This is a genomic window from Vibrio frigidus (assembly GCF_042465995.1).
Classification (GTDB): domain Bacteria; phylum Pseudomonadota; class Gammaproteobacteria; order Enterobacterales; family Vibrionaceae; genus Vibrio.
The window spans coordinates 217877-236731 of record NZ_JBCDMC010000007.1 but is presented as its reverse complement, the minus strand read 5'-3'; the positions used below and the strand labels follow the sequence as shown (position 1 = coordinate 236731).

Below are 18855 nucleotides of genomic sequence, written 5' to 3'. Positions count from 1 at the left end.
AGTTCTCCTTTGTTCTCAATAATAGTGTCTGGCTCAACTTGTCCGCTTAAATTGCATCAACACTGCAATTAGTATTACTAAGCCTTTCACTGTTCCTTGTAGGTAGGGGCTAACCCCTAGTAAATTAAGCATGTTATTAATGATGCCCAAAATAATGGCACCAACGACGGTTCCCCAAAGGGACCCTTTTCCTCCTGATAAGGATGTACCACCGATAACCACAGCAGCAATCGCATCCAGTTCATAAAATAGACCCGCGTCTCCAGGACTAACCGAGTTAAGCCGAGATGACAGCATTACCGCTGAGATACCGACGGCAAAACCGAGAATGACAAAGGTGAGAAAATAGATTCGTTCAACATTGATAGCTGAATATGCGGCCACTTTCGGGTTAGAACCCACAGCGCAAACATGACGACCGAATGCCGTATGCTTTAATAAAATATGGCCTAATATTGCGAGGATAAAAAACACCCAAACCGGAACAGGAAGACCCAAAAAGTATCCTGTTCCAACGTCTGGATAGTGTTGATTGTTCGAGACTACCTCACCCGCGTCACTTACATATAATGTGAGAGAGCGGTATACTGACATGGTTGCCAATGTGGCAACAAAGGAGGCTATTTTCCCTTTGGTTGTCAAAAAACCATTAATTGCACCAAAGAATGCACCTAAAACCATCGCCCCTATGATGGCAATACCAACAGCAGTCCAACCATCGCCTAGATAATTGAGCAGCATAATAACTAATACACCAACTAGAGCGAGCATTGACCCGACAGATAAGTCGATGCCACCAGCAATAATCACGAAAGTCATTCCTAACGCGATAATCCCAGTATAAGAAACCTGTCTCAAGACATTCGTTATATTTCTGGGAATAAGAAAGTGTTCACTCGCAATAGCCGATAATATGACCAATACAAATAAAGCAATCAATGGGGCAAGGCTGCCAAAATTGAGTTTACTTAGCCACGATGCCTCTGCGGTTGGAACTCTGTCTTCTGTTTGATTACTCGCTAGGGTTTTATTATTCATCTCTGCGGCCTCACTCATGCGCTCACTTTCTCAGAAGGTGTGTGTTGGGTCTCGGTCTTTTCGGCTTGCAATCCTGCAGCCAATAACATTATTCGTTGTTCTGTAATCGCTTCTTTTTCTAGTTCTCCTTGCAATTTACCCTCTCGCATAACCATGACTCTATGTGCCAGCCCTATCAGTTCTTCCATTTCAGACGAGATAACAATCACGGCAAGTCCTTGCTCTGTTAAGTTTTGAATAAAGTGGTAAATATCTTTCTTAGTATTCACATCTACCCCTCTTGTCGGTTCATCCAAAATAAGGATTTTCGGTTCGGTATCCATCCATTTCGACAGATAAACTTTCTGTTGATTTCCACCACTTAGGTATTGCAATTCGGTATCCAATGACGCGGTTTTAATATCAAACTGAGAGACATATTGCTCAGTTTTAGTTCGGGCTAATTTGTGTCTAATTAACCCCTTGGTATAGCGCGGAAGAGAAACTAAACTGATGTTTTCTGTAAGATCAAATCCCATGACTAAACCCCGTCCTTGGCGATCTTCACTTAGATAGGCAAGCCCCTTTTGAACTGCCTGTTTAATATCATGAATATCGACTAACTCTCCAAATACCTCTATCTGTCCAGATTGTTTTTTTCTTATTCCCATTACGGCTTCGGCAACTTCTGTTCGACCACTACCAACCAGCCCAGCAAAGCCAAGAACCTCACCTTTATGAACATGAAAACCGATGCTTCCCCCCTCTCCCCCTTTAAGCGATAAATTCGACACCTTCAATGCCACTTCTTTCGTTGATATCGATTTTTTAGGAAAAATTTGGTTCAGTTCCCGCCCAACCATTTTGGTCGCCATATCTTGCTCATTTATCTCAGACACATTATCAAGAGACACTAAATTTCCATCTCTAAGAATCATTAATCGATCACATAATCTTTTCACTTCTTTGAGTTTGTGAGAAATAAATAGAACGGTGACACCTTGGGCTTTCAACTTATCAATTAAAGTAAACAAAACATCAACTTCTAAGCTAGTTAGCACGGTCGTAGGTTCATCCATAATTAATATTCGAGCGTCATAAACCAACGCCTTCGCAATTTCAACCATCTGCTTTTCAGCAACGCTAAGATCTTCTATGAGAGCGTCTGGATTAAGCTCTGTATCGAGCATTGATAGGAGTTCAACCGTTCGTTGACGCATAGAATATTTATCTAACAACGCGCCTTTTTTTATTTCTTGTCCCAGAAAAATGTTTTCAAACACATTTAAGCTATCGACTAAATTAAACTCCTGAGGGATCATCGCTATTCCGTGTTTCTTGGCATCGGATGGGGAACGAATCTCCACTTGTGAACCATCAATCGAAATCGTTCCACTGCTCGCGTGGTAGATTCCATTAATTATTTTGAGCAATGTAGACTTACCCGCTCCATTCTCACCCAGTATTCCAAGAACCTCTCCAGCCACAATATCAATACTGATACCATGAAGTACTTGTACTCCAGAGAAATCCTTCTTGATTGAATCTAAGCGTAAAAGTGGTTCGTCTACATGTTTACCCATTTAGAAGTCCTCGATAGAAACCCAATTACTGTTCTGCTCAGATGATGCGATAACAGCACTGATAAAACGCATCCCATCAATGCCATCTTTCAATTGAGGTAGAAGGCTTTTACTCAACACTTGCTCTGTTGATTCACCTGCTTTCGCTTTTACAATGCAATCCGCCGCCTCATAATAGAGATTGGCAAAGCCTTCTAAGTAACCTTCTGGATGTCCGCCTGGTGTCCTTGTTAAATACGGTGCCGTCTCCAAATAACCGTTACCCGCTCGTGTCAAAATTTGAACCGCTTCGCCTAAAAGGCTAAACACCAATTGATTTGGGTTTTCTTGCGACCATTCCAGCCCCCCTTTCTCTCCGTAAACACGAACTCTCAGACCGTTTTCATTGCCTGGAGCAACCTGACTACTCCATAACATTCCTTTCACGTTCTGTTCAAACCTCAGCATTGCACTGACGTTATCGTCCACCTGACGACCATCAACAAACGTGGTTAGCTCTGCACTCACCTGATCCAATTTAAGGCCACTGACAAACCGCACTAAGTTGTAGGCATGTGTTCCAATATCACCAAGGCAACCAGCCGGACCAGATCGTTTGGGATCCGTTCGCCACTCAGCTTGTTTATTGCCTGAGTGTTCGGTATCTGTACTCATCCAATCTTGCGGATACTCCACTTGAATAACCCGAAGTTTGCCTAATTGACCATCGGCTATCATCTGTTTCGCCTGACGAACTAAAGGATAGCCAGTGTAATTATGCGTAAGTACAAACAACTGCCCGCTCTTGCTGGCTATCTCTTGTAGCTTGTATGCATCGGCGAGATCTGAAGTTAAGGGTTTATCGCAAATAACATGAATGCCTGCATCCAGAAATGCCTTCGCGACAGGAAAGTGCATATGATTAGGCGTTACAATAGACACCACATCTATTCCGTCATCTCGAGCTGCCTCTCTTTTTGCCATTTCATGAAAATCACTGTAAATGCGTTCAGGCGAAAGCCCGAGTTCTATTCCAGACTCTCTTGCCTTTGCAGGATCAGCACTTAATGCACCTGCCACCAACTCATAGCGGCCATCAATTCGAGAAGCAATTCTATGCACCGCACCTATAAACGCCCCAATGCCACCGCCTACCATACCGAGTCTAATCTTCTCCATTACTTCGTCTCCTTTAGCTCAGTCCAAGTATGCGTAAATTAGCCGAGTCATCGGTCGCCGCGTCTGCAAAATCATCAAAGGCCTTGTCTGTTACTTTAATGATATTTTCTGAAACAAACCTTGCCCCTTCCGCTGCACCTGACTCTGGATGCTTCAAACAGCATTCCCACTCAACGACAGCCCATCCGTCGAAGTTATACTGAGACAGTTTGGAAAAAATACCTTTAAAGTTAACCTGACCGTCACCGAGAGAGCGGAATCGAGCCGCTCTTTCCACCCATCCTTGATAGCCTCCGTAAACGCCCTGCTGCCCAGTAGGATTAAATTCCGCATCCTTTACATGAAACATACGAATACGATCGTGGTATCTATCAATGAAATCGAGATAATCAAGCTGCTGAAGAACAAAGTGGCTTGGGTCATACAAAATATTGGCTCTTGGGTGGTTATCCACTTCAGCTAAAAACATTTCGAATGTAATACCGTCATGTAAATCTTCACCTGGGTGGATTTCGTAACATACATCGACACCAGCTTCATCGAACGCATCCAAGATAGGTCTCCAGCGCTTACCCAATTCGGCAAATCCTGCCTCGACCAACCCTGCTGGTCGCTGTGGCCATGGATACATAAATGGCCATAAAAGTGCGCCCGAAAAAGTAGCATGTGCGGTCAATCCTAAATTTTTAGACGCTTTAGCAGAAAGCATTAGTTGATTTACTGCCCACTCTTGTCTTGCGCTAGGATTTTTATGAACTTCAGGAGGAGCAAAACCATCAAACATCTCATCATAGGCAGGATGAACAGCAACCAATTGCCCTTGTAGGTGAGTACTTAGTTCGGTAATTTCAACACCATATGAGGCAACCATGGTTTTAAGTTGACGACAATATTCGACATCTACTGCCGCTTTTTCCAGATCAAATAATCGTCCGTCCCAGGTAGGAATCTGGACCCCTTTATAGCCTATACTTGCCGCCCATCTCACCATATTCTCTAACGAATTAAATGGCGCTTCATCCCCTACAAACTGCGCAAGAAACAGTGCTGGACCTTTAATAGCTTTCATAATATTCCCTTACCTAACAACGCGAGCCAAAACGCATTTTTGTAATCGATTACAAAAAAAACTTAATAAAAATGCGTTGAATATCTTAATAATCCAGTGTCAAAACCAATTAGATCCAACGCATCATTTTTGTGCATGAATTCAAATATAGTCTAATAACTAGACAATTATTAGTCTAATTAGCATGGGAATGTGATGAATATAGAAAAAACGAACACTTTTACAACAAGATATTTGACCTGATATACAATTAATCTTTTTCATAACCAGAAAACTAATTTTCATAAAATTGTAATCCGTTACAATTATAATCGTCCAGTATACTGTCACGTAAAATAGATAGTCATTCAGGTGAAAACATGCCCACAATAAAAGATGTTGCGAAGCTTGCTGGCGTCTCTACCGCGACCGTTTCCAGAGCGATGGCAGCACCAGAAAAAGTATCGGAAAAAAATCGGAAAAAAGTAGAATTAGCGATAGCTGAATGCGGTTTTACACCAAATGCCATTGCCAGAAATTTGCGTAAAAGCGAATCGAAAACTGTGGTTGTCATATTACCTGATATCGCCAATATGTTTTTTGCTGATATCGTCAAAGGAATACAATTGGTTGCCCAACAAGAAGGCTATAAAGTTCTTCTCGGTGACTCTGTTCATACTGTGCAACAGGCAAAAGAATACATTGATTTGGTTCGAACAAAACAAGCCGATGGGATCATCAGTTTAACATCGGAGCTTCCAAGTGATATTCAGAAAGGGGCCAACATTCCGATTGTCATGGCCTGCGAATATTTTAGTGGTTTCCCTATCCCAACCGTCCGTGTAGACAATTTTGACTCCGCAAAAAGAGCAACGGAATACTTAATTGAACTCGGTCATACAAGAATTGGTTGCATCACTGGCCCAATGGGAAACCCGATCTGTGGTGACCGAAAGCAAGGCTATATAAAAGCAGAGAGCAACGCCAATATTGACATCAACGACAACGCGTTTGAATCTGGAGATTTTAGTTTTCATTCTGGTTACGCTGCCTTTCAAAGGCTCGCTAACCAATACGAAATGACGGCACTTTTTTGTTTTAACGATATGATGGCACTAGGTGCTATGCGTGCAGCAATAGAGATGGGTATCGACGTTCCAAAACAACTTTCAATTGTCGGCTTTGATGACTTATTGTTTGCGCAATATACGACCCCTCAATTAACCACGATTCGTCAACCTCAAAAACAATTAGGCGAAACTGCGATGCAAGTTCTTACAAAGATTCTTAAGGGCGAAAAAGTCCCGCAAGACAGCGTCATACCGACACAACTTATAGTAAGAAGCAGCTCAACTATCGCGGCTAAATAAATAACTATAACTGCAAAATCAACCAGGTAATGTACCCTGAGTGCTAATTCGCTAACACGTGTTTCCACTCAAATTCTGCCATTAGCCTTAGCCAACAATCATCGAAGCTCGCTTCAATGCAGACATCAGAATGGGTGTAAGGGTGAACAAACTGCAGTTCTGTTGCGTGTAGAAATAGTCGATGAGCCTGATAGTTTTCGCGAAATAATCGATTATGTTTACCATCACCATGTGACGTATCCCCGACAATAGGGTGCCGTAGATGCGCCATATGACGACGTAGCTGATGTTTACGACCCGTATGAGGTTTTAATTCAACAAGGCAATATCGACTGGTAGGGAAACGACCCGTCGAGTATGGCACCTCAACTTCAGCTAACGGAAGATAATCGGTAACCGCTTCTTGCGGTTCTTTATCTGTTTTAGCGAATTTGTCCGCAATTTTATCCAACTCTTGTTTTAGTGGATAATCAAGCGTGTCGCCTTCTTCTATCCATCCTCGAACAATCGCATGATAGGTTTTTTTCATTTCATGATTGGCAAACAAAGGCATCATTTCTGATGCAACTTCACTTGATAAAGCAAAAACCAATACACCAGAAGTCGGCCTATCTAACCGATGCAGTGGGAACACATGCTGACCTATTTGGTCTCGTAATGTTTGCATTACAAATTGAGTTTCATACTTATCCAACCAAGAGCGATGAACAAGCATGCCTGCAGGTTTGTTTACCGCAATGATGTATTCATCCTGAAAGAGAATCTCGAGCATTATTGACACTCCTCATCAATCCTATGCAACAGCGTTATCAATTCCAATGTTTTGGTCTCCATCTTCCAAACCTCTTCAAAATAAGGCGAAATAGCAAAACCACTTGGAACGCGCTGCTGCTCTAACATTTCTCTCATTTTCGGGATGAATATCCATTGCAACCATTGTTCAGGTTCTAATGTGTCCAACGCAAAAGGTTCTTTACTCTGTAGCGCACTTTCTTCCGGTTCTTCACTGTCCCAAAGGCACAGTCGTTGTAAGCAGATTTCGGTTTCTTGCAGGAGAGTAAATAGAGGAAGATCGTCAGTCATAAGAATATTGCACGTTGCCACCTTGAAATTTTCGGTAAGAGTACCATTTATTAACCAAAGACCAATAGAGTAATTAACGAAATGGAAAACATTCAGACCCTAACTCAACTGCTAAAAAATAGTGGTTGTGAATACAAAATTTTTGATTTAGGGAGACGTATCCTATCAGTTGAGAATACGTTATTTTCTAATGTTGAACTAGGTCAACAACCTTATCCATATCCTCTACAACGACAAGCTCATGTCGCTATAGCCTATTGGAATAAAGAAAAACAGCCTTGGATCTGGTTTCTAAAGTTCCCTCTTGATGAAAGAGGTTTGTTAAAGCAATCAGATATTGGTAACTTCATAAAATATGTTGTTGAAGCAATGGGGACAAGATTAGGAGGAAAGTTGGATGAGCAACAAGAACAAAAGCTGGCGAATAATCCTTATACATTCAAACCTTCCGAAGACAAAATGGCTGTTTTTCACAGCCAGATCCGCGCCCTTTTAAACATGCAAACGAGTCAATACTATGAGCATGCTCAGCACTATTTTAATGGGGGTTTAGGTTGGGATAAATGGCAGACCGTTGGCTTACAAGGTATTGCTGATATATGTGCTCGAATTCACCAAGAACAGAATGGTGTCATTATTCGAAAATCATTGCGCCATATTCCCAGTGAACCAAAGTACGCATTACTGGGCGTATTAGAACACACCGACCTTTCTGAAAAGCTATCCAACACACTTTTAGAACTCGCTCAAAAAGAGTGCGCTTTTAGCAACCCAGATCTATTTTTGGTATCGGCATACGTTAGAGCCCTATCAGGCGCGCATTCAACGCAATTGAGAACACTTGTCAGCGCGATACTACTCAGCCCACTGTTAAGTCATCAAGAGATACTGGTTGGTATTGCAGGTCGATCTTGGCATGCGCTGGAAGACCCAAAAATAGCGGAACAATATCTGTTAAGGTTGGCACAAACTGGCAATCAAAAATTATTTAATCAATTGTTTACTGATCTTGTCATGCAACCCGCGCTTCGCTTAGTGCTTTTGCCACTACTCCACAGCCACCCTTCAGACGAATTAGCCACCGCTCTTGTTAGCTTACAACAATCCACCAAATCGAAGGCGAAATAATGATTAGCGATCTATTGGCAATAATTGGACTGGGATTTGGTTGTTTTCTATTCTGGCAACAACGAAGACAGTCTGAATTGGCAAAAGCCGCGATTGCTAAACGGTGCGATCAACTCGATTTACAACTTTTAAGTGTTTCATTTGGTTCGCATAGAATAAAAACGCCAGAAGGAAAACTAAAATGGCATACCGCTTATCAATTTGAGTTTTCAGCCTTAGGTGATGACTGTTATCAAGCAAATGTCATTATGCGAGGTTTTAGACCAGTACGTTTCAATATCCCACCTTACCGGATGGGTGATTCCATTTTATAAAAAAGAAAAGCCCCAATACTTTCGTATCGGGGCTATGATCTTACTTGCAGCAATCCAGCTACCAAATATGCTCCATGCATCATCCATAATAGTGCTGAATCCGTCAGCTTATCCTTTACATCGCCATCCTAGCAGTGTCCTAGTCATCCTAACTACTAACGTTCCTCGTTAGCAAACATCACTTGTTCCTTGAGCGGTGTCCTTTACATCATCCTGATGCGGTTCCCTGCCTGATCCTTTCAGGTGTTCCATCGCAAATCCTTGCCGCTAGCATCCTACTAACGTTGCATCCTGCAATGTCCTTTGTCCTTTTAGATTACTATCCTAGTAATCTCACTTCTTCCTGAAGATAACCAAACCCTTGGTTATTCCTAAATCCTTTGTCAACGTCCTGTTGACGAAGATAAGATTACTATCTTTAGAGTTTCGAACAAGTCACTTACAGTAGTATTCTTGCTAAAGAAACGAGTAAAACAAAACCAAACACTTAAAAAACAATTAGTTAATCACAGAAAAGACACAAATAACTATAGGCATTATCGACTTCTCTTACACATTTGTAAGAGATCTCTTACAAGTAACTTCTTGATTAGACATTCTCAATTAAGGAGATGTCATCGATAAAAATGACCATGGTCTCGAATAATACTCGGAGTGATTGACGAAACATATAGACCGTAAGTTCTAGATAACTCAAGAAGGACAAAGTAGGATATAAAGATAAAGAAATAGTGGAGTTCTAAATGCTAACCAAAGACGTATCGGCTGAGCTTGAACAGGCATTGCAAAAAATTCATGCCTCAGGCAAAAAACCAACCATTGCTCTCGTCAAAGCTCAACTGACAACGAGTATCCCCATGCCCGCGATTATCGCCGTAATCAAAAGCTGGAAAGGCAATCAATCTATCCCTAAAATAGAAATTGCAGAAAAAAAGGATCTCGATTTAGAAAAGCGAATAGAGCAACTTGAACATCAAGTTGCTCTATTAAGTACTAAGCTGAACGCATTAGAGGCAACAAAATGAAGATATGGGTTGATGCTGATGCCTGCCCTAAAGTTATTAGGGAAACACTATTTAGAGCCGCAGAAAGAACCGGCGTTGAATGCATATTTGTGGCAAACCATAGAGTACCGGTACCGACACGCGTGAACATCAAATCCATCCAGGTAGAAAGTGGATTTGATGTAGCGGATAACGAAATTGTTCGACTTGTAGAAAAAGGTGACCTAATCATTACCTCAGATATTCCTTTGGCAGATGAAGTCATCACCAAAGGTGCGCTTGCTCTAAGCCCTAGAGGTGAGCTGTACACTAAGGAAACCATAAAGGCTCGATTAAATATTCGAGATTTTATGGATACCATGCGTTCTAGTGGTATTCAAACCGGCGGACCAAGTGCGCTGTCTCAAACAGATCGAAGAGAATTTGCTAATCATTTGGATAGAGTATTAGCGAAACGATAATCTTAAATCTATTACTTCAATTGATCCCAGCTGATATTAGATACAATGCGGCATTTGTCGCATTTAAAATAAAATACATCATGCAATGGGTTATCTAAAAGCCACTCTCCTCCGCACTTCGGACACCTTCTTTCTCTTTCCTCTTTAAGCCCCTCACCACCAACTCGGTACAAATAGTAGTAAGTCGGAATTTGAGTTAGATATTCAATACGCCCTCTTATATCCCACCCTCGACGGAATAGATCACTATCAATCTGAGTAATTTCCGCAAGAGCGGCATGTTCAGCCTTGCAACCACCTGCCATCTGCAATTCATCGCAGGCTTGCCATTCTGTTTGCCATTTAATAACCGCTTTGTGATCGCCATTTAACGTTGCTGAGTTTCTATAAAGTGGGATGGGTAAAAGCGTCTCCCCACTTCGTAATGGAGAACAGGTATGAACATAGGTTGTATACAAGACTTGCCAGTTTGGTACCTCTTGTTCGGCAGCCTCTTCAGAGTTTAGATCTCTTCCTACCAAGCGAACCTTAGGGGACAACAGACTCGCTTCAGATAACGCTTTTATACAAACATTAACATAGTCAGAGTGGTTGTCAGGATGAAGGCTCTCCTCTTCAGGACAAACAGCCCTTACATAAAATACTCCATCGCCCATGACGATAGGAAACTCTCTCCCGAGGATCTGACCATTATACCTAAGCGCCTCCATCAAGCCATTTACGCCTTTGTCGACCGCAGAAATCGTCGTGTTGTCAAAGCATTCAAACTGTAATTCAGCAACAATCATCTTGCTATACCTCTGGTACAATGTCAGTCAAAAATTCAGCCACCGTTTGCGCTAAGACATCGCGCTTATCTGTTCCCAATCTTTCCAATATGACATTCCCGCTAATATTACAGATAGAAATAACGTCCAATTCGGCGTCAGTCACCCCAATAAATACCGTTGGTTTCAACTTCAATCGCCTTTGTGTCACTAGATGACCCAATATATTTTCTTGTAAGCGAGTATAATCTTCATCGCTCCAAACTTGCAGCAGAGTAAATGGCTTATCTTGCCAGTTAGCTTCCATATCAGCACTATATTGATAGCCATAAAATGTTTTTATGTCGTCATGTAAATCAATTTCAATGCCATTTTCTACGTTAGCAAAATCAGCCATTTTGTCTCGTTGAACTGGCTGCCAATAAATCGCATCACCCGTGTTTTTTTCCACACAGGGGGAAACCAACCCAACGAGCTCTTCATTCATAGGTAATGTTTGATATTTATCTTGCCAGGCTTGTTTATACTGAACAGAAAAGTGATGCAAAGCATCCGCCACAGGTTGTGTCATGTACCCTCCTTGACTTGAGTTAATGACAGCGTATACGCGATTAAGTAGAATCTTGGTTATTCTAATCGATAAATGCATTTTAGTATGAGCAAATATTCAAATTCCGCAGAACTTGTTGGTTTAACTCTTGGACAAAAAACAGAATACAGTCAACAGTATGACCCTACATTACTGCAACCTGTCCCAAGAAGTCTAAATCGAGATGATCTTAACCTGACAAAGACCCTTCCTTTTAAGGGGTGCGACGTATGGACACTCTATGAACTATCTTGGCTTAACAGCAAAGGACTTCCACAAGTCGCCATAGGCGATGTCTCTATTCCTGCGACCAGTTTGAACCTCATCGAATCGAAGTCCTTCAAACTCTATTTAAACAGTTTCAATCAGACACCGTTTGCAAATTGGGATAAGGTAACGGAAACACTAGAAAAAGACCTGTCAGCTTGTGCAGGTGAGACGGTTCAAGTGGTTCTCAACCCTTTGTCATCATTCACAAATCAACCTATTCAGACTATGAACGGGGAATGTATTGATGATCAAGATATTGAGGTGTCCGACTATCAGTTTGATCCTGATTTTCTAAAAGGGTCCATTTCAAACGAACAGGTAACCGAAACGTTACACAGTCATCTTTTAAAATCGAATTGCTTGATTACCAATCAGCCAGACTGGGGCAGTGTAGAGGTTAAATACACGGGTAAGAGAATCGATAGAGAAGCTCTATTAAGGTATCTCATCTCATTTAGAGAGCACAATGAGTTTCATGAACAGTGTGTAGAAAGAATCTTTATGGATATTACTCGATATTGTTCTCCAGATTCTCTAACGGTATGTGCACGTTATACGCGTCGAGGTGGATTAGATATCAACCCATATCGCTCGTCAGAATCGTCCGCACCACAACACAATCATAGATTAGCTCGCCAATAGCTTAGCAAGGTGTAAAACAAACTAATGTCAATATCTGCATTTTCTAGATTCATTATTTCGGCTGTATTATTGTGTGCCACCATTCTGTATGGAACGGCAGCACTCGCTGAAGGGGCCACAACAACCCTTTTAGAAGAAGCAGAAAAGCTGATCGAAATTGTTCCTGAGCGTTCAAAAAAAATCGCTCAACAATTTCTGAGCGCAAGGACGTTAACCGAGAAGAGCCAAGAGCAAATCCAAAAGCAATCCACCGACAATGCCGTTCGTACGCCTATTACCAGTATTAAGGCACTACAAATCATTTCAAAAGCAAAGTACATTTTGGGTGATTCTAGGGGAGCAATAATTAGTATTGAACAGGCAGAAACGCTTGCCAAAACCTATAATCTGCCTAACCAGGTGCTAAAAATTCAATTGTTAAAAGCCACTTTACTGTGGCGACTAACCCAGGATGAGCACAAGATAACCCCACTGATAACAAACGTTGAAGAGAAATTAGAAAGCAGTGAACACACCATTTCGGTCACGGAGTTAAAGTACCAGTTACTGATGTTAAAGGCAGAAATCGCCATATCACTACAAAACAATACGCTGGCTCTTGATTACTTTTCTCAAGCAAATAACCTGTTAATCAAACTTGATCAAGAAGAGCTATTAATAAAACATCAGATTATCTTAGGTGAGTATTATTTAACCAACGAGAACTATAATCAGGCTCTTTATCAATTACTATCGGCTTATTGGTCCGCCATAGAGAAAGATAAACCGGTCTTGTTAGCCAAGATAAACCGTATCATCGCCGATCTGTTCATTAAAAAGTCTGTTCTAGATAAAGCGTTAGAGCATCTATCTCAGGCGGCCGATTTTTATGACAACTACGAGAGCTCAAGTAATCTAGCCGATATTCTCAAAAACATGGCTGATATCTACTACTCTCAAGGTCGATACAACCTCGCACTGGTTCATTACTTCAACGTACTAGACACCGATGCGGTCAATAGAAATACGGCAGAAATTATTCAGTTACGATTGGATCTAGCAAAAACTTATCTTCAGCTTTATAACTACCCTCTTACAGAACAATATCTGCAACGAGCAAACGAATTACTAGCCTATGCAAAAATAGACAACTTAATGGCCACCTCTTTTTTACTTGGTGCTGAATTAGAGTTTTTGAAAACCAATATTGATAAAAGCTTATTTCTGACAAAAAAGGCACTTTTAATTGGCCAAAAAATAGACGATAGCAATATTCAGCTCCATGCGTATCTTCTTCTTACAAAAACATATGAATATTTAAATAATTATTCTGAAGCATTTAGTAGTGGTAAAAAGTATGACCAATTAATAACCGCTAAACAGCAACAATTATTAACTATCTCAGAAAATGATTTTAGAGAACAAAAACTATTTATCGAGCAATCTTTACATTATAAAGACCAGTCAAAATTGTTGCAAAAAAGCAATGAAAAGCAAGTGCGTTTTAAATATGCAAGCACGACATTATTTGCTATTTCATTGCTCATTTTAATACTTTTTGTTCGACGTGGTATTGTGAATAGAAGAATGAGAAACAAACTAAATGACCTTTACAATGACCACTATACGCACCCTCGTTCTGGCTTACGTAACTTCCGATTATTAAATGTAAAATTACCCTCCTCGCTAGAGCAAAGTAGTGCCAACTTTGAACAATGGAAAACGGGCGAACTGATCAATGAACCTCTCCACGATAAACTCCGTTTTATCATGATTGAGTTACCAAGTTTAAGAACCGCTTACCTTCAACAAGGTTACAATGCTGGTCTTCAGCTCGAAGCAGAATTTGGGGCATTTATTAAGACAAAACTGGACAGCCCTGCAAGGCTTTATCATTTTGCTGACGGTATGTTTTTATATGTTGAACCAAACACCAACCCAAATAAAACGGCCAGCCAATTATTTGAACAAATACATAATTGGGTAAAAGAATTTAAACCCGAAAAGTTACTTGATAGAACTATTAGAGCTGGCATTGCCGACTATCCATTTCTGCCCAGAGCCTATACTGCTATAAATGACAAAGAATTATTAGATATATTATTAATGGCTTCTAACCTTGCCCGATTACAAAATCACCAACATGGTGGAAATCAATGGGTCTGTTTAAGAGCAATAGAAAATGCACCCGCTGCGAGCTTTGCCAGTAACGATATTCGGTCTGCATGCCTTTCTGCTATCGAAAACGGCCTAATAAAAATTGATTCTAGTGATAAAATTGAGGACAACATCATAAAATTAAGTATCATTGAATAATTTACTGGTTGTTGTACGATAATTTGAATGACCTACTAGTTATTTTTGTTATTATCATTTAGATGTATTACTCCAAGGACCAATGTGCGCCATCTACTTAATATATGAGTGAACTAAATCTTGCAGGTCGGCAAGAAATTCTCAAGCAGATCGACCAATTTAAATTACAATTAGAAGAAGCAAGACTTAAACACCGAGATGCTTCATTCAAGCATTCGAGGGAAGCGCAAGTCCTGAAGAGGGTTGTGACAAACTTAAGTACCGCGTGTATGGGGTACAATGTTGAACTTGATGCCGCCGTCTCATCGTTGAAAGCCGCTTTTCAACAACAGCAAGATATATCTAAGTTGATTCCTCGCTTGGCCGTTCTCGAGCGCATGCTCAAACAAAACAGTAATACAATGGAAAAACAGAAAATTCATCTAGATGACAGAGTAAGACATAGCGGCGAAACGCTGCAACGCATACCTGGGCTACCCGCGCAACTTAAACGTGATCTAAGAAACTTATTGAGTTTTCCGTCAATAAAAAATCATAACCAACTTGACCAAGCCACTCGGCTACTTACTATCTATGAAAGAGCCATCAAAATCATTACGTCGAGTAGTGCTCATTCGTTACAAAAAACACCCGAAGTCAATCAGGAACTACTTAACAAGTTAGCGGAAGAGTTACAACATCTGATCAGTGAGCTTGATTTTGATGGGGAATCTGGTGATTTACTCAATGATATTCGAATAAAGTTATTGGTTGGTGTCGGTACTGAAGCACTTATAGAGCTTACCCTACAGATACTAAAACTGGTCATTGAAGGCACTCATTACGAACGCAAGACATCAGAACTGTTCTTAACTCAAGTTAACAGTTCACTAAGTAATGTCATCAAAAGCTCAAACCAAAATACTGAGCAAACCTATGCCTATTCAGAACATCGAAAACAGATGGCAACGCAGCTACTGGATATCTCCAATGAAAGCCAAGAAGCACTAGATAAAGCCGTCGACCTCAAAAGCGCAAAATCGGCAGTAAAACCATTGCTCGACCAGATCACCATGTTGACTGAACGCCTAAAACACAACGAACAAAGAGAAAGTTCTGTCATTGAAAGAATGCAGCACAATGGTCGCCAAATGGAGGGGTTGTACGAATTAACTCAAGATCATCGACGCCGGTTAGATGACCAAGCAAAACGCATCCTCATCGATCCTTTGACCAAGGTATTCAACCGAACCGCATTCCTTGAAAAACTCGAACTTGAATATCACAAATGGATTCGTGCACAAAACAAAATCTGTCTTGTTCTTCTCGATATCGACAACTTCAAATTGATCAATGACAGCTTTGGCTATACCGCTGGTGATAAAGCACTCAAAATCATTGCTCGTACCATTACAAAAGAAGCAAGAGATATCGATATCGTTGCGCGTTTCTCTGGTGAAGAGTTTATCTTGATTCTTCCTGATATCGAAATGAAAGAGAGCCGCGCGCTTATTGAAAAAATTCAACTACATATTAGTCGACTGCCCTTTAAGTTCAGAGATCAAAGCATCAGTGTGACAGCATCGGCAGCGTGCACATCTTTAAGAGATACTGATACGCCAGAAGAGGTATTGGATCGACTAAATCTTCTACTTAATGAATCCAAACGCAATGGCAGCAATCAAATAGTTATCAAGTAACCTCATCCTTCTCTTTTTTTCCTGTTTTAAACCAATTCTTATAGAAAAAACCTTATTTCACTTGTACTCCTACATCATTGGCGTATATGGTTAAAGCTATAGTCCTTAATCTTCAATGAGTTAAACCATACTTTTTGCAAGGTTACCTATAGTATCTCTACAGGGTTAACACCTACCAATAATAATACTTCCTATCGTAAGGAGGATCATATGATTACACATATTAGCCCAGCTGGCAGTATGGATTTACTTTCTCAACTAGAAGTGAAGCGCCTTAAAAAAGAAGCGTCGAGCGATCTCTATCAACTTTATCGAAACTGTACTCTGGCCGTACTCAATTCCGGCAGCCATACCGACAACTCTCAAGAGTTACTCGATAAACATAAGACCTTTGATGTAGATGTAGTTAGCCGAGAACGCGGTATTAAACTCGAACTAACCGATCCCCCAAAAGATGCCTTTGTCGATGGCACCATTATTACCGGAATCCAAGAACATCTCTTCTCTGTGCTTCGCGATATAGTCTATGTCAATATGCATGTGGCTCAAATACACAGAGAAAAACAGAATGACCCCGAACATATTACCAATTTGGTTTTTGCTATTTTAAGAAATGCTGGCGCACTTCATCCCGGTATTGAACCGAACTTAGTCGTATGCTGGGGCGGTCATTCCATCAACCCTAACGAATATCAATATACTCGAGAGGTTGGGCATGAATTAGGATTACGAGACCTAAATATATGTACTGGATGTGGGCCCGGAGCAATGGAAGGACCAATGAAAGGGGCCGCTATCGGTCATGCCAAACAGCGCAAAGACGATGCACGGTATATTGGCTTAACCGAGCCTTCCATTATTGCCGCCGAACCACCAAATCCTATCGTCAATGAACTCATCATCATGCCCGATATTGAAAAACGACTAGAAGCGTTTGTTCGAATGGGACACGGCATCGTTATCTTCCCCGGAGGACCAGGAACAGCAGAAGAGCTTTTGTATATTCTGGGTATTATGATGCACCCAGATAACGCGGATCAACCTATCCCTATCGTTTTAACAGGACCGAAGGAGAGCGAAGCATACTTCCATTCAATCGATACGTTTATCGGTAATACACTTGGTGAACAAGCTCGGAAGCATTATCAAATCGTTGTCGATGATCCTGAAAAAGCCGCTCGTATTATCAAAGAGGCCATCCCAAATGTTAAAGCACACAGACAATCGACCGAAGATGCCTACAGCTACAACTGGTCATTAACCGTATCTCCAGAGTTTCAACATCCCTTTGATCCTACCCATGAAAACATGGCTAATTTAGATCTACACATGGATCAGCCAACAGAGCGCCTTGCGTCTAATCTACGAAAGGCATTTTCAGGCATCGTGGCAGGCAACGTCAAAGCAGAAGGCATAAAAGAGATTGAAGAGTACGGCCCATTTATCATCGATGGTGATTCAGAGCTAATGGAAAAAATGGACAAATTACTCAATGACTTCGTTACCCAACAAAGAATGAAGTTGCCCGGTTCGGAATATATCCCATGCTATAAAATAGCAAGTAAGTAAGAAAACAATATCAAAGGTTACTTAGCTAACTAAATTGAGTAGAATAAGGGCTTATCGGTAAGTCCTTATTTTATTGGAAAACTATGTCTATACATCTAGTGATTATTGATGCACTGAATCTTATAAGGCGAGTACACTCGGCTCAGCCTGATCCTAATGACATAACCAGAACAATAGAGACCACCAAAAGAACCCTCAATCGTATTCTTTCAGAATCAACGCCTACTCATATCATCGCTGTTTTCGATCATCATCTTCAAGACAGGGGATGGAGAGCAAAACTGCTACCGAAATATAAGCAAAATCGTAAACCTATGCCAGAAGCGCTACAACAAGGCTTGGACAGCATTCAAAGTGCATGGTGGGAATTGGGAATTGATTCACTTCTATCCGACGGGGATGAAGCGGATGATCTCGTGGCAACACTTGCTGTAAAAGTAGCGCAACACGGGGAAACCGTCACCATCATCTCGACAGACAAAGGCTATTGCCAGCTTTTAGCGCCTACATTGCAAATCAGAGATTATTTCCAGCATCGTTGGTTAGATGCCACATTTGTAGAGAATGAATTTGGCGTTAAACCCAGTCAACTTTCTGATTACTGGGGGCTCACAGGAATAAGCTCCAGTCAGGTTTCCGGTATTCCTGGTATTGGGCCAAAAGCGGCCAAAGAGATATTGACCCAATTTGGCAGTATAGAAGAAGCTTATAATTCAGCTGAGTTGGTCGAGAAATATCGCAAAAAATTTGAAGAACATATAGAGCTAGCGAAGATATGTAAGCAAATTTCATCACTCAAAACCGATGTTCAACTCGGGTTTAATTTGCAGGATATTCGATATACTCCTAATTAGTTGCTCAGTTCAGAATGAACCAAG

General features: G+C 41.0%; 18 protein-coding genes. 10 read left to right on the top strand and 8 right to left on the bottom strand.

Annotation, left to right across the window (positions count from 1 at the left end):
- Window positions 1-33: 33 nt before the first annotated feature.
- The 4 genes from AACW90_RS13880 to AACW90_RS13865 are packed head-to-tail and all read right to left on the bottom strand — an operon-like array spanning window position 34 to window position 4827.
- A complete protein-coding gene (locus AACW90_RS13880) occupies window positions 34-1056 on the bottom strand; it encodes an ABC transporter permease (RefSeq protein ID WP_390235446.1) in 1023 nt (340 codons plus the stop codon).
- The gene (locus AACW90_RS13875) at window positions 1053-2600 is read right to left on the bottom strand and encodes a sugar ABC transporter ATP-binding protein (protein WP_390235444.1); all 1548 of its coding nucleotides are present in this window, start codon (window positions 2598-2600) and stop codon (window positions 1053-1055) included. The genes AACW90_RS13880 and AACW90_RS13875 overlap by 4 nt, the downstream gene beginning before the upstream one ends.
- Window positions 2601-3758, bottom strand: coding sequence for a Gfo/Idh/MocA family protein (locus AACW90_RS13870; protein ID WP_390235442.1), 1158 nt, complete (start codon window positions 3756-3758; stop codon window positions 2601-2603).
- A 13-nt stretch (window positions 3759-3771) separates the two neighbouring features.
- A complete protein-coding gene (locus AACW90_RS13865; protein ID WP_390235440.1) occupies window positions 3772-4827 on the bottom strand; it encodes a sugar phosphate isomerase/epimerase family protein in 1056 nt (351 codons plus the stop codon).
- 359 nt (window positions 4828-5186) lie between these two features.
- On the opposite strand from AACW90_RS13865, the gene AACW90_RS13860 reads away from it, so the two are divergent.
- A complete protein-coding gene (locus tag AACW90_RS13860) occupies window positions 5187-6176 on the top strand; it encodes a LacI family DNA-binding transcriptional regulator (protein WP_390235437.1) in 990 nt (329 codons plus the stop codon).
- Between the two features lie 43 nt (window positions 6177-6219).
- Here the strand turns inward: AACW90_RS13860 and truC are convergent, their stop codons facing one another.
- Together truC and AACW90_RS13850 are read right to left on the bottom strand one after the other, a co-directional pair.
- A complete protein-coding gene (gene truC, locus AACW90_RS13855; protein WP_390235434.1) occupies window positions 6220-6948 on the bottom strand; it encodes a tRNA pseudouridine(65) synthase TruC in 729 nt (242 codons plus the stop codon).
- Entirely contained in the window at window positions 6948-7259 is a 312-nt protein-coding gene (locus AACW90_RS13850; RefSeq protein ID WP_195702464.1) for a YqcC family protein, read from the bottom strand. The genes truC and AACW90_RS13850 overlap by 1 nt, the downstream gene beginning before the upstream one ends.
- Window positions 7260-7340: 81 nt before the next feature.
- On the opposite strand from AACW90_RS13850, the gene AACW90_RS13845 reads away from it, so the two are divergent.
- The 4 genes from AACW90_RS13845 to AACW90_RS13830 all read left to right on the top strand — a co-directional run bounded on the left by AACW90_RS13845 (window position 7341) and on the right by AACW90_RS13830 (window position 10166).
- Entirely contained in the window at window positions 7341-8387 is a 1047-nt protein-coding gene (locus AACW90_RS13845) for a DUF3549 family protein (RefSeq protein WP_390235431.1), read from the top strand.
- On the top strand, window positions 8387-8701 hold the full coding sequence (locus AACW90_RS13840; protein WP_195702462.1) for a DUF3301 domain-containing protein: 315 nt from the start codon (window positions 8387-8389) through the stop codon (window positions 8699-8701). Before AACW90_RS13845 ends, AACW90_RS13840 begins: the two co-directional genes overlap by 1 nt.
- Window positions 8702-9444: 743 nt before the next feature.
- Window positions 9445-9726, top strand: a complete 282-nt coding sequence (locus AACW90_RS13835; RefSeq protein ID WP_390235428.1) for a hypothetical protein — start codon at window positions 9445-9447, stop codon at window positions 9724-9726.
- Window positions 9723-10166 carry a YaiI/YqxD family protein gene (locus AACW90_RS13830; RefSeq protein WP_275135784.1) on the top strand — a complete coding sequence of 148 codons (444 nt, stop codon included), beginning with the start codon at window positions 9723-9725 and terminating at the stop codon, window positions 10164-10166. Before AACW90_RS13835 ends, AACW90_RS13830 begins: the two co-directional genes overlap by 4 nt.
- An 11-nt stretch (window positions 10167-10177) precedes the next feature.
- Here the strand turns inward: AACW90_RS13830 and AACW90_RS13825 are convergent, their stop codons facing one another.
- Window positions 10178-10954 (bottom strand): Zn-ribbon-containing protein, encoded by a 777-nt coding sequence (locus tag AACW90_RS13825; protein WP_390235425.1) that lies wholly within the window; start codon window positions 10952-10954, stop codon window positions 10178-10180.
- A 4-nt stretch (window positions 10955-10958) separates the two neighbouring features.
- Complete coding sequence (gene syd / locus AACW90_RS13820; RefSeq protein WP_390235422.1) at window positions 10959-11504, bottom strand: SecY-interacting protein; 546 nt, start codon at window positions 11502-11504, stop codon at window positions 10959-10961.
- Between the two features lie 84 nt (window positions 11505-11588).
- Between syd and queF the strand changes: the two genes are divergently transcribed.
- The 5 genes from queF to xni all read left to right on the top strand — a co-directional run bounded on the left by queF (window position 11589) and on the right by xni (window position 18831).
- The gene (queF, locus tag AACW90_RS13815) at window positions 11589-12434 is read left to right on the top strand and encodes an NADPH-dependent 7-cyano-7-deazaguanine reductase QueF (RefSeq protein WP_390235419.1); all 846 of its coding nucleotides are present in this window, start codon (window positions 11589-11591) and stop codon (window positions 12432-12434) included.
- A 24-nt stretch (window positions 12435-12458) separates the two neighbouring features.
- Window positions 12459-14729, top strand: a complete 2271-nt coding sequence (locus tag AACW90_RS13810; RefSeq protein ID WP_390235416.1) for a tetratricopeptide repeat protein — start codon at window positions 12459-12461, stop codon at window positions 14727-14729.
- Between the two features lie 104 nt (window positions 14730-14833).
- On the top strand, window positions 14834-16408 hold the full coding sequence (locus AACW90_RS13805; protein WP_390235414.1) for a GGDEF domain-containing protein: 1575 nt from the start codon (window positions 14834-14836) through the stop codon (window positions 16406-16408).
- Window positions 16409-16618: 210 nt separating this feature from the next.
- Entirely contained in the window at window positions 16619-17977 is a 1359-nt protein-coding gene (gene ppnN, locus AACW90_RS13800) for a nucleotide 5'-monophosphate nucleosidase PpnN (protein ID WP_390235412.1), read from the top strand.
- A gap of 83 nt (window positions 17978-18060) precedes the next feature.
- Complete coding sequence (gene xni / locus AACW90_RS13795) at window positions 18061-18831, top strand: flap endonuclease Xni (RefSeq protein ID WP_390235410.1); 771 nt, start codon at window positions 18061-18063, stop codon at window positions 18829-18831.
- Window positions 18832-18855: the final 24 nt, after the last annotated feature.

Excerpts from the sequence above, each read along its gene's own strand:
- AACW90_RS13830 (WP_275135784.1), top strand. The coding sequence starts at position 9,723 with ATGAAGATATGGGTTGATGCTGATGCCTGCCCTAAAGTTATTAGGGAA.
- xni (WP_390235410.1), top strand. The coding sequence starts at position 18,061 with ATGTCTATACATCTAGTGATTATTGATGCACTGAATCTTATAAGGCGA.
- AACW90_RS13865 (WP_390235440.1), bottom strand. The coding sequence starts at position 4,827 with ATGAAAGCTATTAAAGGTCCAGCACTGTTTCTTGCGCAGTTTGTAGGG.
- AACW90_RS13870 (WP_390235442.1), bottom strand. The coding sequence starts at position 3,758 with ATGGAGAAGATTAGACTCGGTATGGTAGGCGGTGGCATTGGGGCGTTT.
- AACW90_RS13850 (WP_195702464.1), bottom strand. The coding sequence starts at position 7,259 with ATGACTGACGATCTTCCTCTATTTACTCTCCTGCAAGAAACCGAAATC.
- AACW90_RS13845 (WP_390235431.1), top strand. The coding sequence starts at position 7,341 with ATGGAAAACATTCAGACCCTAACTCAACTGCTAAAAAATAGTGGTTGT.
- AACW90_RS13825 (WP_390235425.1), bottom strand. The coding sequence starts at position 10,954 with ATGATTGTTGCTGAATTACAGTTTGAATGCTTTGACAACACGACGATT.
- syd (WP_390235422.1), bottom strand. The coding sequence starts at position 11,504 with ATGACACAACCTGTGGCGGATGCTTTGCATCACTTTTCTGTTCAGTAT.
- AACW90_RS13805 (WP_390235414.1), top strand. The coding sequence starts at position 14,834 with ATGAGTGAACTAAATCTTGCAGGTCGGCAAGAAATTCTCAAGCAGATC.
- ppnN (WP_390235412.1), top strand. The coding sequence starts at position 16,619 with ATGATTACACATATTAGCCCAGCTGGCAGTATGGATTTACTTTCTCAA.
- queF (WP_390235419.1), top strand. The coding sequence starts at position 11,589 with ATGAGCAAATATTCAAATTCCGCAGAACTTGTTGGTTTAACTCTTGGA.
- AACW90_RS13840 (WP_195702462.1), top strand. The coding sequence starts at position 8,387 with ATGATTAGCGATCTATTGGCAATAATTGGACTGGGATTTGGTTGTTTT.
- AACW90_RS13880 (WP_390235446.1), bottom strand. The coding sequence starts at position 1,056 with ATGAGTGAGGCCGCAGAGATGAATAATAAAACCCTAGCGAGTAATCAA.
- AACW90_RS13835 (WP_390235428.1), top strand. The coding sequence starts at position 9,445 with ATGCTAACCAAAGACGTATCGGCTGAGCTTGAACAGGCATTGCAAAAA.
- AACW90_RS13810 (WP_390235416.1), top strand. The coding sequence starts at position 12,459 with ATGTCAATATCTGCATTTTCTAGATTCATTATTTCGGCTGTATTATTG.
- AACW90_RS13875 (WP_390235444.1), bottom strand. The coding sequence starts at position 2,600 with ATGGGTAAACATGTAGACGAACCACTTTTACGCTTAGATTCAATCAAG.
- AACW90_RS13860 (WP_390235437.1), top strand. The coding sequence starts at position 5,187 with ATGCCCACAATAAAAGATGTTGCGAAGCTTGCTGGCGTCTCTACCGCG.
- truC (WP_390235434.1), bottom strand. The coding sequence starts at position 6,948 with ATGCTCGAGATTCTCTTTCAGGATGAATACATCATTGCGGTAAACAAA.